Genomic DNA, 14,456 nt, shown 5'->3' with positions numbered 1-14,456 from the left:
CCGATTCGTGAATTCGCGGGGGGTCGGGTAAAGTCTTCGAGGTTGACCACTTGTCGTGTCAACGAAGATCGGGGCTATAGCTCAGTTGGTTAGAGCGCTTCACTGATAATGAAGAGGTCCCAGGTTCAAATCCTGGTAGCCCCACACAGCCCCGGGGCCTTAACTCAGTTGGTAGAGTGCCTGCTTTGCAAGCAGGATGTCAGGAGTTCGAATCTCCTAGGCTCCACATCCGGATAAGCGACCGGCCCGTCAGGGCAGGTCGCTTTTTCATTTCCCCACGTCGCGCGAACTGTCAGGCGCTCGTTACGGCGCCGTCGAGGCCGCGTCACGCCCGCGTAACACCGGCGGCCTAGCGTGTGAACTGATCGATTCATTTCTGATCGATCTTCCCGGCGGCTCATGCTCCACCGTCCTCTTCGCCGGGCCGACACGAGTGGAGACCCGCATGAAGATCCGCACCGCCCCCCGTCTTACCGCGGCTGCCGCCGTCCTCACCGCGATGGCGACCCTTGCCGCGTGCAGTGGCGGGCCGGCCCCCGAGGCCTCATCGTCCGCCGCATCCAGCGACCACGGAGACCTGACGCTGCAGCTGAGCTGGATCTTGAACGAGGAGTTCGCGGGCGAGTACTTCGCCGACAGCCGCGGGTACTTCACCGACGCGGGTTTCTCGTCGGTGAACATGGTCCCCGGCCCGTCGAGCGGAGTGTCGGAGGTCGCCAGCGGTACGGCCGACGTAGCGATCGGCGACGCCGTCGGTGTGGGCGCGGCGATAGCGAGCGAGGGTGCACCACTGAAGATCATCGGCACCACGTTCCAACGCAATCCGCTGACGATCGTCTCGCTCGCGACGGGCGCCGACATCGCCACCCCCGAAGACATGATCGGAAAGCGCATCGGTGTGCAGGATGCCAACACGTCGTCGTTCCAGGCGCTTCTCGCGGCGAACGACATCGATGCGTCCGAACTCGAGATCGTGCCCGTGCAGTACGACGCCTCGCCTGTCGTCAACGGCGAAGTCGACGGCATGGTCGCGTTCGTGACCAACCAGTCGGTGATCATCGAGGCCCAGGGGGTCGACGTTACCGACCTGCTGTTCGCCGACAACGGATTGCCTTTCGTTGCCGAGAGCTTCGTGACGACCGACCAGGCCATCGCCGAAGACCGCGAGCGGCTCAAGGCCTTCCTGGTGGCCGAGATCCGCGGGTGGACCGACGCGGTCAACGACCCCGCCGAGGGTGCGCGCCTCGCCGTCGAAGAATACGGCGCCGATCTCGGTCTCGACCTCGACACCGCGATCGCCGGGGCGACGGCTCAGGCGGAGCTGCTCGTCGTCTCGGACGACACGGTGGAGAACGGGCTCTTCACCATCTCGGACGACCTGCAGGCAGAGACCATCGACAGCCTGGCGCGATCGGGGATCGTCATCGAGCCCGACGCCCTGTTCGACATGAGTCTCCTCGACGAGGTGTACGCAGAGAACCCCGACCTGATCGCCTACGCCGACTGAACCGGCACGAATTGAACGACGGGAACCCCATGAACGCCCCCACCATGACGAGAGACCTGCGCGCGCTCCCCAAAGGTCATCTCCATCTTCACCTCGAGGCGGCCATACGCCCCGACACCCTCGCCGAACTCGCACGCGCGAGCGGGGTCGACACCCCACCCACCCGCGGCTACGCCGACTTCACGGGATTCGTCGGCATGTACGGCGGTATTGCGGCCGTGCTCGGCGCGGAAGCACACCTCGAGCGGCTCGTCGACGAAGCGGTGGCGGATGCGGCGGCCGATGGCGCGGTCTACGTGGAGTTCGGCGTCAGCCCGCATGCCTATGTCGACCGGTACGGGTCGGTCTTGGCGGCGCTCGATCGCCACATCGAGTTGACGCGCGAGGCGGGCACCCGGCACGGCGTGAGTATCGGGCTCATGGTGACGGTCGACCGCACCCTCGGGCACGACCTCGCGATGGAGGTCGCGCGCGCGGCGTCGCGCAGGGCCGGTGCCGGCGTCGTCTCGCTCGGTCTGGCGAACGAAGAGCGGGGCTTCCCTGCCGCCGACTTCGCCGAGCCGTTCGCTCTGGCCAAGGCCGCCGGGCTTCAATCGACACCGCATGCCGGCGAGCTCGTCGGGCCCCAATCGGTCTGGGAGGCCATCGATGTGCTGCACGCCGATCGGGTGATGCACGGCGTGCGGTCGATCGAAGACCCCCGATTGGTAGCCGAGCTGGCACAACGGGGCATCCCCCTCGATGTCTGCCCCACTTCGAACCTGCTGCTGCACGTCGTCGACGATCTCGCGCAGCATCCGCTCCCCTCACTCCTCGCGGCCGGTGTCCGTTGCTCGATCAACGCCGACGATCCGGTGCTGTTCGGTCCGGGCATTCTCGAGGACTACCAGGTCGCGCGCTCGGAGATCGGACTCACCGACGAGCAGTTGGCGGAGTGCGCGTGGACCTCGATCGAGACGACCCTCGCCCCGGAAGACGTGAAGCGGGCGGCGAAGAAAGGAATCGACGCATGGATCGGCACGACGGGGGAACCGCGATGAGCCTGCATTTCGGCGTCTTCGAGGTCTACGGCCCCCAGGTCGGCGGTACGTTCAGCTGGCCGCACCCGCTCAGCGATTCGATCGATTTCGCCGACCCCGCGCACTGGGTCGAGATCGCCCGCATCATGGACCGCACGGGGTACGACTTCTTGTTCTTCGCCGACGGGTTCGGCTACCCGATCCTGGGTGACGACATCGCCCTCGGCGCCGTCGAGCGCGGCATCAACTTCTCGGGATACGACCCGGCGGGTCTCGTTCCAATCCTCATGCGCGAAACCACCGACCTGGGTTTCGTGATCACCTCGAACACCGGGGTGGACCATCCGGTGCAACTCGCTCGACGCTTCGCGACCCTCGACGCGATCTCGCAGGGGCGGTTCGGATGGAACGTCGTCACCGGGTCGTCGCAGAACGCCGTTGCCGAGTTGTTCGGTCACGACGGCATGGTGCCCCACGACGTGCGGTACGCGATGGCTGCCGAGTACGTCGAGCTCGCCAAGAAGTACTGGGAAGAAGCGTGGTCCGACGGCGCCCTCGTCGCCGACCGCGACCGCGGCATCTACGCGGAGCGCGCCGGCATCAACCGGGTGCAGTACAACGGCACCCATTACCGCAGTGACGGCTACTTCGGTGCACCTCCGACCCCGCAGCGCACCCCCGTCATCTTTCAGGCCGGCACATCACCCGCGGGCCGGGCTTTCGCGGCCACCCACGCCGAGTGCGTCTTCGTGCAGGGGACCGTCCCCGCTCACACCGCGGTGAACGTCGCCGACATCCGCCGCATCGCGCAGGAGCAGGGACGCGCCGATCCCCGCATCATGTCGGGTCTCACGGTGATCGTGGCCGAGACGTCGGAAGAGGCGCACCGCCTCGCCGCGGAGTTCGACGCGATGCAGACCGATGACGTCGTCGCGACGCTCTACGCGGGCAACACCGGCATCGACCTCCTCGCACTCGACCCCGACAAGACGCTCCACCAGGTGCTCGAGGCCGGTGGGCCCGTCGGTCAGATGGGCACGAGCAACATCGAGCGTTTCCTCGGCAAGAACGGGGCACCCGCGCCGACCGTGCGCGAGATCATCGAAGACTTGAAGGGAAAGGGCACCCGCGGGTTCCGCATCGTCGGCGACGCGCACGAGGTCGCCGACCAGGTCGAGGCGCTCGCCGCCGCCACGGGACTGGATGGGTTCCTCATCGAACCGGTATTCGGAACCCGGGATATCGCCGCGTTCGGAGAGCTCGTCCTCCCGCTCCTCCGCGACCGCGGACGAGTCTCCGTACCGACACCGGGTGAGACGCTGCGCGAGAAGATGCGGCGGTGACGTCAGTCGGCTGACGCCCGGCCACGGTCGCCCGTGCCGAACATGGCGGCGATCGCGCGATCGTGGGCATTGTCGAGCTCGCTGACCCCCGATCCCTCCAAGAGGAGGAACTGGAGCCCCCGCCACAGCGCGAGAAGCTGGACGGCGGCGAGCTGTGCTCGTTCGGGGTCATAGCCATGGGTCGCGAAGAGCCGGGTGAGCCCTCGCGGCCACTCGGATCCGACGGCGGCGAGCTGCGTGCTGTTGCTCTCGGGGTCGCGCACGGCCAGGGCGAACGACTCGAAGACCAGCGCGATGTACGGACGGTTCTCTGCGGCGCGGATAGTGCGCCACCCATACCCGACGCGCTCCTCGAGCCCACCGCCGACCTCTTGCAGAGCGGTCATCAGGCCGTGGAGGCCGGGGAATCGCCTGTACGCCTCGAGGATCGCCGCGGTGAACAGCTCGTCCTTCGAACCGAAGTAGTACAGCAGCATGCGGTTGTTCGATCCGATGTCTTTCGCGAGCCTCGACAGTGAGACGCCGCCGATCCCGTGCTCGAGCATGTAGTCGGCCGACAGGGCGAGAAGTCGGGCGGCCTCGGGTGAGCGCTCGACCGTCATGGAGCCAGCTTATGTACCTGAGTAGGGTGAGACGGATGGATACCCGGGTCGCCGCCTACGCCGTCATCATCGACGCCGAAGACCGGATGCTGCTGGCCCACTGGAATGAGGGACGCCGCGCCGCGTGGACCCTGCCGGGAGGCGGTCTGGAGGCAGGCGAAGACCCCGAGCACGCCGCGCGGCGAGAGGTGCGCGAAGAGACGGGGTACCGAGTGGCCCTGCACGGACTTCTCGGCATCCACTCACGCGTCATTCCGGCGTCCGCTCGGCTGAACACCGATGCCACCGGGCCGCTCCACACGCTCCGTATCGTCTACCGGGCGCAGATCGTCGGCGGGCGGCTCCGCAACGAGGCCGCCGGGTCGACCGACCGCGCCGGGTGGTTCACGTTGCCCGAGGTGCGGCGACTTCAGAAGGTCAAGCTCGTCGACATCGGCCTGGGAATGGCCGGACGTTAGCGCGTCGGCGGTTCCGCCGAGATGTCGGCGACCGTTGCTCCGTACGCCTCGATCAGCGCGTCGGCGTCGACGAAGAGACTGAAGCCGTGCGCGCCTGCGCCCATCGCGATGCGCTTTCCGACGATGCGCTCGTCGGCGAAGACGGGCCAGTCGTGGGAACTGCCGATGGGCACGATCGTGCCACGCTCGTACCCTGTCGCGTCCAGCGCGATCTCGGGCTCGGGAAGACGGAGCTTGTTGACACCGACCACCGCGCGCAGCTTCGGCCACGAGATGACGAAGTCACCCGGTACGAGAGCGAACAGAAAAGTGTCGTCCGATCGTTTGACCACCAGGGTCTTCACGATGTCGGCCGGACGGATCCCCAGGAGCGCGGCTGCTTCCGGCAGGGTGTTCGCCGCGGGGCGCTCGCGCACCTCCACGTCGAGACCTCGCTCGGCCGCCGCCGAGCGCACGCGCTCCGTGGGGTCGTCGGTCACGCGTCGGGAGCCCGCAGCGGGTCGTCGGCCACCCAGAGCTCGTCGTCGGCGCGCAGCGTCTGCCATGCCGCGTACGCGACGCCGAGAGCGGCGGCCACACCGAGGATGATGGCGATGACGCCACCGGCGCCGATACCGTCGTTCTGGGGCTTGACGTCGAACTTCTTCGCCAGCTGGCGCGTCGCCTTCTTGCTGTACTTGTCAGCCTTCTTGGCATAGGTCTTCGCGTCGGGCAGCTGGAGGCCGCGACCCTTCGCCAGACGCGTGCGGGTGTCACCCGCGGCATCCCACACCGACAGCGCGGAGCCGACGACGGCGCCCGCGGCCGGTACGACCTTGTCTGAGAGGACGTGCTTGGAGTAGTTCACGCTGCGATCGACGTAGGGAGCTGCGTACTTGTCGTACGAGGTCTGAACGGTCGGTACGACCTGCTCACGACCGAAGTAGCCCAGCTGACGGCCGGCTTCGCGCGCAACGTGGGCGCTTTCTCCGACGAGTACCTGCTGCGACTCCCAGAGCTTCGATGCCTGATCCTGGAGCTTGCGGAGTTGCTTCTTGCGCTTACGGCTAAGGCTCACGATGATGCCCTCCCTGTAGTTGGGACGTGTGCTCCCATACTGTCAGAATCGACCTTCCACGGGCGGAGGGGCTTGCACATAACTCTGCGAGAATGTAGCCATGCCCATCCACAGCGCGGTTGCCACCATCCACACGAACCACGGCGACATCGTCGTCAACCTCTTCGGAGATCACGCACCGCGCACGGTGCAGAACTTCACCGGCCTCTCCGACGGATCGCAGGCCTGGACCGACCCCGCCACCGGCAAGCCGGGCGAGGGTGCCCTCTACACCGACGTCATCTTCCACCGCATCATTCCGAACTTCATGATCCAGGGCGGCGACCCGCTCGGTCAGGGCGTCGGCGGCCCCGGGTACAACTTCAACGACGAGATCAACGCGGAGCTCGACTTCTCCGCTCCCTACAAGCTCGCCATGGCCAACGCCGGACTCCGTCGTAACGCCATCACGGGTCAGGCCGAGGGCACCAACGGTTCGCAGTTCTTCATCACGACCGACCCGACCCCGTGGCTCAACGGCAAGCACACCATCTTCGGCGAGGTCGCCGACGACGCATCGAAGGCCGTCGTCGACGCGATCGCCGCCGTTCCGACCGGCGCCGGGGACAAGCCGGTGGAGCCGGTCGTCATCTCGTCGATCGACGTCGTCTCGGTCTGATCGCACCCCGGTGACCACGGACGACTTCCGTCGCAACCGCGACAACTTCTGTTACCGCCACCCCGATCGGCAGAGCTTCGTGCTGTGCCAACGGTGCATGCGGACGATCTGCCCGGAGTGCCAGACCCAGGCAGCCGTCGGTGTGATCTGCCCGGAATGCATGGCGGAGCAACGGAAGGCGCAGACGCCCGTGCAGAAGAAGGCCGAGCGACGCTGGGCGCGGCGTCCGCAGGTCGTCGCCGCCGCCTCGAGTGGTCGGCCCGTGGTCACCCTGACGATCATCGCCATCACGGCGCTGGTCTACGTCATCACGCTGATCCCGGGCTACGGCCCGGCCATCGAAGCAGCGCTCGCATACAACAGCGTGTTCGTCACCCCGGCGTACGGCTTCGGGATCGAGCCGTGGCGCTTGCTGACGACCGCCCTCGTGCACGGAAACTTCCTGCACATCGCCCTGAACATGCTCACCCTGTGGGTGCTCGGCCGGAGCCTCGAACCACTGCTCGGCACATGGCGCTTCCTCGCGCTCTATCTGATCAGCGCACTGGGCGGATCCGTCGCCGTCACGCTGCTGTCACCATTGACGACGGTCGTCGGAGCCTCGGGCGCGATCTTCGGCATGTTCGGCGCACTGCTCGTCATCGGCCGGCACATCGGGGCTGACATCCGGGCGATCGCCGTGCTGATCGGAATCAACTTCGCGTTCCCCTTCGTCTTCGCGCTGATCAACTCGATCGGATCGGGATCGTTCGCGGCCTCGCTCGATGCCGTGGGCATCTCGTGGCAGGCCCACCTCGGCGGGCTCGTCGTCGGTGCTCTCGTCGGATTCGTCTACGCCCAGACGCGAACGGTCAAGAGACGACCCCTGCAGATCGGGATGCTGATCGGGCTCAGCGTCGTGCTGGTCGCGCTTCTCGCCGTACCGACTCTGGTCGGCTGAGAGTTATCCACAGATTCATCCACACCTGGGGATGAATCACACGCGTGTAATTCGCGTCAGCGCCAGCGGGTCGTCATGAGGAACCCGACGAAGGCGATGCCGAAGCCGATCACGAGGTTCCAGGCACCGATGCCGGGGATCGGGAAGAGCATGCCGCTCAGGTAGAAGAAGATCACCCAGACCAGACCGATGACCATCAGTCCCACCATGACGGGCTTGAACCACACCGCGTTCGGTGCGGCGTCGGTCTCGCTGCGTTCGGCGATCGGGTCTTCGCCACTCGTCGTTCGTGCCATGCCGCCAGTCTAACTCCCCGCTGGCATCCATCACGGTGTGCGAGAATCCGAGCGTGCAGACCCTGGAGGACGCCCCGCCGGCCACGCGCCGCGAGCGCCGCGCGACACCGACCCCGAAACGCCGACGACGGGTGTCGGTGATCGGCGTGATCGGTGAAGTGCTGATGACCGCCGGCGTGATCATCTTTCTCTACGTCGCCTGGCAGATGTGGATCGGCGACCTGATCACCGGGGCGCAGGCGAACGCCGACGCGCACTCCCTCTCGCAGCAGTGGGAGGAGGAGTACGAGGATCAGGCCGATCCCGTGCCCCCGACCGAGCAGTCCGAGACCGAGCCGGTCTTCGCCGAACCGCCCGTTCTGCCTCAGCCCGCCGACGCCGAGACGTTCGCGGCGATGTACATCCCGCGCTTCGGTGCCGACTACACGCGCGAGATCGCGGGCGGGACGACGCGGCCGCGCACCCTCGACACCAACCGCATCGGTCACTACACCGATGCCGCCATGCCCGGCGAGGTCGGCAACTTCTCGCTCGCCGCGCACAGAACCACGTACGGCGCCCCCTTCAATCGGCTGGCCGAGCTCCACGTCAACGACGCGATCGTGATCGAGACGCCCGACGGCTGGTACACCTACCGTTTCCGTACCCTGCAGTACGTGAAACCGAGTGAGGTCGACGTCTTGCTCGACGTACCGCAGGCGCCCGAGGTGCCCGCAGGCGAGAGATACATCACCCTGACGAGCTGCAGTCCGATGTTCTCGCTGGCCGAGCGCATCATCGGCTACGGCCTGTTCGAAGGATTCACCCCGCGGTCGGCCGGCCCGCCCGCCTCACTGACAGAAGTGGTGGCCTGATGTACGGCGCGTTGTGGCGAGTGCTCCCCGGACCCTGGTTCGTGCGGCTCTTCATCGTTCTGGTTCTGGTCGCGGCCGCGCTCTACGGCCTGTTCTTCTACGCGTTCCCGTGGGTGAGTTCTTTCGTCAACCCGCAGGACGCCACCGTCGGGTGAGCGCGCCGCGCATCCTCGTCGTCGACAACCACGACAGCTTCGTCCACACCCTCGTCGACTATCTGGGTGAGCTCGAAGCATCCGTCACGGTCATCGAAGCCGACATCATCGACTCCGCGCGCGAGGTGCCGCGTCACGACGCTGTGCTGATCTCTCCGGGACCGGGCGACCCTTCCGACGCGGGTGCCTCGGTGAGTGTGGTGCAAGACGCTGCCCGCAGCGGCGTGCCGCTCTTGGGCGTATGCCTCGGACATCAGGCGATCGGGGCGGCTTACGGTGCGCGCATCGTGCACGCGCCCGAACTCATGCACGGCCAGACGTCGCGGGTGCAGCACGACGGGAGCCCGCTCTTCGCCGGGTTGCCCGATCCCTTCACCGCAACCCGGTACCACTCTCTGGCCGTCGACGCATCGTCGCTTCCTCCCGAGCTCGAGGTCACGGCGACCACCGAGTCGGGCGTCGTGATGGCCATCGCCCACCGCACTCTGCCCGTCTGGGGCGTGCAGTTCCATCCCGAGAGCATCCTCACCGAGGGCGGCTACCGACTCCTCGGCAACTGGCTCGAGGCGGTCGGCGGTGAGGGTGCGGCGGAGCGTGGACGGATGCTGCGCCCGCGCGGCGCCGAGATCACACGCCCGAGCAGCTGACGAGGACGATCTCGGAATGAACCGGCACTTCGCCCGGGGCGAGTGACTGCGTGCGAACAGTCGGCGGATTGCTGGCGGGGCAACTCGGGTCTTGCTCGGTGCGGACGATCAGGTCGAGCTGAGGACTCTCGAGTAGCCGCGTCGCGGCGTCGACGGTGTAGCCGGTGTAATCGACGATCACGATGCGTCCCGTGGCGATCACGAGATTGACCGTGCTTCCGACGCCCACCTCGGCGCCGGCGGCCTGGTCGGCCTCGAGAACGGTACCGGCGGCGACCGCGGGATCGTTGCGGGAGGTGATCGTCCCGACGTTCAGCCCCGCGTCGGCCAGAGCTGCCCGCGCTGCGTCCTCTGAAATACCCGAGAGGGGCGGAACGGTTGCGGTCTCTTCGCCCTGGGAGACGTACACCGTGACGTCCTGCGAGGGCGCGACCGTCTCACCGACGCCGGGAGAGGTGCGCACGACGTTGCCCTGTGCCACCGTGTCGCTGGGCTCGTTCACCCGGACCGCCGTCAGGCCGCTCTCGGAGAGCGTGACTTCGGCGCGGTCGTAGGCCATATCCACGATGTCGGGCACGACGCGCGCCGTGTCGGGAATGTCTTCGGCCGGCCTGATCGAGAGCACCCAGAACAGGACGGAGACCAGAAGCACTGCCAGCAGTGCGACACCCGCCCAGATCCAGGCGACGGGCGGACCGGGCTGCGTGCGGCGCATCGTCGTGTCGGTGCTGAGCTGGCGCAGCGATCGCGCGGTTTCGGCCGCTTGACGCGGGTTGGGTCCGTACAGCTCGCTCGTGAGTGCGCCGAGCTGACGCTTCGTGGGGGCCTTGCCCCCGACCGCGGAGTCGAGAGCTTCGCGGAACGCCGCAGCATCCGGGTATCGCTGGAAGGGATCTTTCGCGAGCGCCCGGAGCACGACCGCGTCGAGACCGCGCGGCACGGTCTCATTGACCTCCGACGGCGGCAGCGGGGTCTCGCTGACGTGCTGGTATGCCACAGCAACGGGCGATTCGCCGCGGAAAGGCGGACGGCCCGTCAGCAATTCGTAGAGGACGACGCCCGCCGAGTAGAGGTCGGCTCGCGCATCGACCGGCTCGCCTTTCGCCTGCTCGGGCGAGAAGTAGGCAGCGGTGCCGATGATCGCGGTGGTCTCGGCGACCGTCGACGAGGAGTCGGAGACCGCGCGGGCGATGCCGAAGTCCATGACCTTGATCTCGCCGCGCCCGGCTTCGCTGGACGACCCGGCGCTGTGCTCCTCGGACGCGTCGGTGATCATGACGTTGCCGGGCTTGATATCGCGATGCACGACACCCGCCCGATGCGAGTATTCGAGAGCCTCGAGGATGCCGTCGACATAGCGAATGGCGTCGGCCGTGGGAACCGGTCCCTTGTCGATGACGTCTTTCAGCAGGGCTCCGTGAACGAGCTCCATGACGATGTACGGAACGGGCCGGGTACGACCGTCGGGGCCGACCTCGGCATCTTCTCCCGCGTCGAACACCCGCACGATCGTGGGGTGCGCCATACGCGACGCCGCCTGGGCCTCGAGGCGGAACCGCGTGCGGAACGCGGCGTCTTCGGCGAGATCGCGTTTCAGGATCTTCACGGCCACGGCGCGGCCGAGGGTCAGGTCGTACCCCCGGTACACCGTCGCCATGCCACCGCGACCGATGAGGTCGTCGACGCGGTAGCGCCCCGAAAGGATGCGCGGCTCGGGGGTCACGGAAGCGATGCGCTCGGGCTCGGGCTCGGCGGCGCGGTGATCTGGGCGTTGGCTTCGGGAGACTGCCCGGAGTCGCGCTGCTGGTTGTTGCCCGAGCACGAGACCGTGTAGCTGACCGTCAGGGTTTCACCGGCGGCGTTCGCGACCTCGATCTGCGCGTTGCGGTCGTTGGGTCCGAAGACGGCGGTGGATTGTCCGGTCGTGGCGAACGTTCCGTTGATGACCGTGAGGTTGTACGCGCTGACCGAGCCGGTTCCGGCAGGGCAGCTGTACCCGGTCCAGCCGACCTGGGCGTTCGCCGAGGGTTCCACGGTGGCGGGCAGCGTGGGGTTGCCGGGCGTCGGCATCGCGGTCTGCTCGCCGTACGTGGTCACGGTGATCGGAGTGCCCTCTTCGACGCGACCCGTCGGGTTGACGGAGTAGATGACACCGACCTGATCGGCGGACGACGCCGCGTTGCCGGGCTGGCAGTTGGCGACGAGCCCCGCGTTCGTGAGCGCCGTGCGCGCCTCGTCGCAGGTCTGACCCTCGAGGTTCAGGGCGTCGACGTCGACCCTCGTCTCGGTCTGCGTCGGGGTGGGCGTCGGCGTGTTGCTCTGCGGCGGCGTCTGCGTCGGAGCCGACGATGAAGTGGTCGGCGCCGGGTCGGGGGCGCGGTTGACGAACATCGCGATGACGGCGCCACCGATGACCAGCACCAACAGCACGATGAGCGCGACGAGGGGCCAGGTCCACGGGCTGCGCTTCTTCTTCGGCTCGTCGTCGACGAGCGGCTCATCGCCGAGCGGAACCGGCGCCGGGGTCGGCATGAGGCGCGTCGCGGCCGACGTGTCACCGGCGGGGGTGAGCAGCTGGGTCAGTTCATCGGGGCTCGTCGCGCCGGCGATGGCCGGAACGGCGGCGGTGGCCGCGGCGAGGTCGCCTCGACGGAGGGCGGATGCTGCGCGGGCGACCGCCGCGGCGGACGCGGGGCGTTCGTCGGGTTTCTTCGCGATCATCGCCATGACCAGGTTCTGCACCGGGACGGCGACGGTCGGCGGAAGAGGGGCCGGCGTCTCGTTGATCTGCGCCATCGCAATGGCGACCTGCGACTCCCCCGTGAACGGGCGCTTGCCGGCCAGAGCTTCGTAGGCGACGATTCCGAGCGAGTAGATGTCGGTGGCCGGGGAGGCCGCGTGACCGGATGCCTGCTCGGGCGAGAGGTACTGCACGGTTCCCATGACCTGACCGGTCGCCGTCAGCGGCACCTGGTCGGCGATACGAGCGATGCCGAAGTCGGTGATCTTCACACGACCGTCGGGGGTGATCAGCAGGTTGCCGGGCTTGATGTCGCGGTGCACGAGGCCCGCCGCGTGGGCGGCCTGCAGTGCCGAGGCGGTCTGCGCGACGATGTCGAGTGTCTTGTCGGTCGAGAGCGAACCCTCGCGTTCGATGATCGTCGATAGAGCCTCGCCCGGGACGAGTTCCATCACGAGGAAGGCGCTGCCGTCTTCCTCGCCGTAGTCGAAGACGCTCGCGATGCCCTCGTGGTTGACGAGGGCGGCGTGACGGGCCTCGGCGCGGAAGCGCTCGAGGAATCCCGGGTCGCCCATGTACTCGTCTTTGAGGATCTTGATCGCGACCGTTCGGCCGATGACGTGGTCGGTTGCCTCCCAGACCTCACCCATCCCGCCGATCGCGACACGAGAGTCCAGTTCGTAGCGTCCTCCGAAGGTCGCACCCTGTGTTGGTCTCATCTTCCCAGCACCGCCTCCATGACCTTCTTCGCAATCGGTGCCGCGAGGGTGTTCCCGCTGCCCGACTGTCCTTGTCCTCCGCCGTCTTCGACGACTACCGCTACCGCGACCTGGGGATCATCCGCCGGGGCGAACCCGGTGAACCACAGCGAGTACGGCCGATCGCCGTTCTCTGCCGTGCCGGTCTTCCCGCCTACCTCGACCCCGTCTATTCTTGCACCGGACGCCGCGCCATCACTGACATTGGCGACCATCATGCGCGCCATCTCGTCGGCGAGACCCTCGTCGAGAGCCCGGCCGAACTCGGTGTTCTCCGTGGTCCGCTGCACCGACAGATCGGGTGCGATGACGGAGTCGATCATGTGGGGGTTCATCACCAGGCCGCCGTTGGCGATACCCGCGGAGACCATCGCCATCTGCAGCGGCGTCGCGAGCACGTCGCCCTGTCCGTAGCCCGAGAGCGCGACGCGGTCGTCTCCGCTCATCGGGGGGTACTGCGACGCCTCCGAGGTGAGGGGGAGCTCGAACGTCGCGTTGAAGCCGTATTTCTCGGCCTCCGCGCGTACGACGTCCTGACCCAGTTCGACCGCGAGTTCGGCGAAGGGGATGTTGCAGCTCAGCCGCAGGGCGTCGGCGATCGTCACGGTGCTGCCGCCCCCGCAGGTACCACTGCCGGCGTTGCTGATCGACGTGCTGGTGCCGGGGAGCGTGTAGCTCGAGAGGTTCGGCAGGGTCGACTGCGGCGTCCACTCGCCGGTGGCGAGGGCGGCCGAGGCGACGACCAGCTTGAAGGTCGATCCGGGCGGGTTCATGTTGCCGCCGAGGGTGCGGTTGAAGAGCGGATTGCTCGGATCGGCGACGAGCTGGTCGTAGGCGGTCTGCACCGCGTCGGTGTCGTGCGACGCCAGCGCGTTGGTGTCGTAGCTCGGGCTCGTCACCATCGCGAGTACCCGCCCGGTGGACGGCTCGATCGCGATCACCGCACCCTGCTTGTCGCCCAGCGCGTCATACGCCGCGCGCTGCACCGTGGCATCGAGCGAGAGCTCGAGGTTCGCGCCGCGGGGGGCCTGACCCGTCACGAGCTGGTCGATGCGCGAGAAGAACTGCTCGGGCGCCGTGCCGCTGAGCGCTTCGTTCTGCGCCTGCTCGAGACCCGTGCGCGAGTCGAGCACGGGGTTCAGGTAGCCGGTCACGGGTGCCCACATGTCGGCGTCGACGTAGACGCGCTGCCACCGGTAGACGTCTTCGGCGGGCGTCGAGGAGGCGATGGCCGTGCCGTCGACGATGATCGAACCGCGCTGCACCTCGTAGGAGTCGTAGCGCGTGCGCGTGTTCTCGGAGTTCTGGGCGAGAGCGTCGGCCTGCACGACCTGGATGACGCTCGTGGAGGCGAAGAGCGCGACGAACATCAGGAGCATCACGATGCTCAGACGGCGGAGTTCCTTGGTCATCGGGTCGTGC

Annotated in this window: 16 protein-coding genes and 2 tRNA genes; 11 read left to right on the top strand and 7 right to left on the bottom strand. The window is 67.5% G+C overall.

Annotation, left to right across the window (positions count from 1 at the left end; translation table 11 throughout):
* Positions 1-70 precede the first annotated feature (70 nt).
* From ACFXQA_RS04985 to ACFXQA_RS04965, 5 genes are all read left to right on the top strand, one after another.
* Positions 71-144 (top strand) — tRNA-Ile (locus ACFXQA_RS04985).
* 9 nt (positions 145-153) lie between these two features.
* Positions 154-226: transfer RNA gene (locus tag ACFXQA_RS04980), tRNA-Ala, on the top strand.
* 219 nt (positions 227-445) lie between these two features.
* Positions 446-1,507, top strand: coding sequence for an ABC transporter substrate-binding protein (locus ACFXQA_RS04975; RefSeq protein WP_394518694.1), 1,062 nt, complete (start codon positions 446-448; stop codon positions 1,505-1,507).
* Positions 1,508-1,536: 29 nt separating this feature from the next.
* Complete coding sequence (add, locus tag ACFXQA_RS04970; protein WP_394518693.1) at positions 1,537-2,547, top strand: adenosine deaminase; 1,011 nt, start codon at positions 1,537-1,539, stop codon at positions 2,545-2,547.
* Positions 2,517-3,869, top strand: a complete 1,353-nt coding sequence (locus ACFXQA_RS04965) for an NtaA/DmoA family FMN-dependent monooxygenase (RefSeq protein WP_394518692.1) — start codon at positions 2,517-2,519, stop codon at positions 3,867-3,869. Before add ends, ACFXQA_RS04965 begins: the two co-directional genes overlap by 31 nt.
* A gap of 2 nt (positions 3,870-3,871) precedes the next feature.
* Here ACFXQA_RS04965 and ACFXQA_RS04960 read toward each other — a convergent pair whose 3' ends face one another.
* Positions 3,872-4,471, bottom strand: coding sequence for a TetR/AcrR family transcriptional regulator (locus ACFXQA_RS04960; protein WP_394518691.1), 600 nt, complete (start codon positions 4,469-4,471; stop codon positions 3,872-3,874).
* Between the two features lie 35 nt (positions 4,472-4,506).
* Between ACFXQA_RS04960 and ACFXQA_RS04955 the strand changes: the two genes are divergently transcribed.
* On the top strand, positions 4,507-4,929 hold the full coding sequence (locus tag ACFXQA_RS04955) for an NUDIX hydrolase (protein WP_394518690.1): 423 nt from the start codon (positions 4,507-4,509) through the stop codon (positions 4,927-4,929).
* Here ACFXQA_RS04955 and ACFXQA_RS04950 read toward each other — a convergent pair.
* A complete protein-coding gene (locus ACFXQA_RS04950) occupies positions 4,926-5,408 on the bottom strand; it encodes an aminoacyl-tRNA deacylase (protein ID WP_394518689.1) in 483 nt (160 codons plus the stop codon). The two genes, ACFXQA_RS04955 and ACFXQA_RS04950, sit on opposite strands and share 4 nt — an antisense overlap.
* A complete protein-coding gene (locus tag ACFXQA_RS04945) occupies positions 5,405-5,986 on the bottom strand; it encodes a DNA helicase (RefSeq protein WP_394518688.1) in 582 nt (193 codons plus the stop codon). Before ACFXQA_RS04945 ends, ACFXQA_RS04950 begins: the two co-directional genes overlap by 4 nt.
* Positions 5,987-6,086: 100 nt before the next feature.
* Between ACFXQA_RS04945 and ACFXQA_RS04940 the strand changes: the two genes are divergently transcribed.
* Complete coding sequence (locus tag ACFXQA_RS04940; RefSeq protein WP_394518687.1) at positions 6,087-6,644, top strand: peptidylprolyl isomerase; 558 nt, start codon at positions 6,087-6,089, stop codon at positions 6,642-6,644.
* A 10-nt stretch (positions 6,645-6,654) separates the two neighbouring features.
* The gene (locus tag ACFXQA_RS04935; protein WP_394518686.1) at positions 6,655-7,584 is read left to right on the top strand and encodes a rhomboid family intramembrane serine protease; all 930 of its coding nucleotides are present in this window, start codon (positions 6,655-6,657) and stop codon (positions 7,582-7,584) included.
* A gap of 56 nt (positions 7,585-7,640) precedes the next feature.
* Here ACFXQA_RS04935 and ACFXQA_RS04930 read toward each other — a convergent pair whose 3' ends face one another.
* Positions 7,641-7,880, bottom strand: a complete 240-nt coding sequence (locus ACFXQA_RS04930) for a cell division protein CrgA (RefSeq protein WP_394518685.1) — start codon at positions 7,878-7,880, stop codon at positions 7,641-7,643.
* Between the two features lie 53 nt (positions 7,881-7,933).
* Here ACFXQA_RS04930 and ACFXQA_RS04925 point away from each other — a divergent pair, with 53 nt between their 5' ends.
* Genes ACFXQA_RS04925 through ACFXQA_RS04915 form a run of 3 tightly spaced genes read left to right on the top strand, consistent with a single transcriptional unit; the run spans position 7,934 to position 9,536 of the window.
* Entirely contained in the window at positions 7,934-8,734 is an 801-nt protein-coding gene (locus ACFXQA_RS04925) for a class E sortase (RefSeq protein ID WP_394518684.1), read from the top strand.
* Positions 8,734-8,889 (top strand): hypothetical protein, encoded by a 156-nt coding sequence (locus tag ACFXQA_RS04920; protein ID WP_394518683.1) that lies wholly within the window; start codon positions 8,734-8,736, stop codon positions 8,887-8,889. The genes ACFXQA_RS04925 and ACFXQA_RS04920 overlap by 1 nt, the downstream gene beginning before the upstream one ends.
* Positions 8,886-9,536 carry an anthranilate synthase component II gene (locus ACFXQA_RS04915; RefSeq protein WP_394518682.1) on the top strand — a complete coding sequence of 217 codons (651 nt, stop codon included), beginning with the start codon at positions 8,886-8,888 and terminating at the stop codon, positions 9,534-9,536. Before ACFXQA_RS04920 ends, ACFXQA_RS04915 begins: the two co-directional genes overlap by 4 nt.
* Here ACFXQA_RS04915 and pknB read toward each other — a convergent pair.
* Genes pknB through ACFXQA_RS04900 form a run of 3 tightly spaced genes read right to left on the bottom strand, consistent with a single transcriptional unit; the run spans position 9,517 to position 14,446 of the window.
* Complete coding sequence (gene pknB / locus ACFXQA_RS04910; RefSeq protein WP_394518681.1) at positions 9,517-11,259, bottom strand: Stk1 family PASTA domain-containing Ser/Thr kinase; 1,743 nt, start codon at positions 11,257-11,259, stop codon at positions 9,517-9,519. The two genes, ACFXQA_RS04915 and pknB, sit on opposite strands and share 20 nt — an antisense overlap.
* Complete coding sequence (locus ACFXQA_RS04905) at positions 11,256-12,995, bottom strand: serine/threonine protein kinase (protein ID WP_394518680.1); 1,740 nt, start codon at positions 12,993-12,995, stop codon at positions 11,256-11,258. Before ACFXQA_RS04905 ends, pknB begins: the two co-directional genes overlap by 4 nt.
* Positions 12,992-14,446 carry a peptidoglycan D,D-transpeptidase FtsI family protein gene (locus ACFXQA_RS04900; protein WP_394518679.1) on the bottom strand — a complete coding sequence of 485 codons (1,455 nt, stop codon included), beginning with the start codon at positions 14,444-14,446 and terminating at the stop codon, positions 12,992-12,994. Before ACFXQA_RS04900 ends, ACFXQA_RS04905 begins: the two co-directional genes overlap by 4 nt.
* Positions 14,447-14,456 lie beyond the last annotated feature (10 nt).

The organism is Microbacterium shimangi (genome assembly GCF_043556445.1).
Lineage (GTDB): Bacteria > Actinomycetota > Actinomycetes > Actinomycetales > Microbacteriaceae > Microbacterium.
This window is presented reverse-complemented; position numbering and strand designations above follow the sequence as displayed.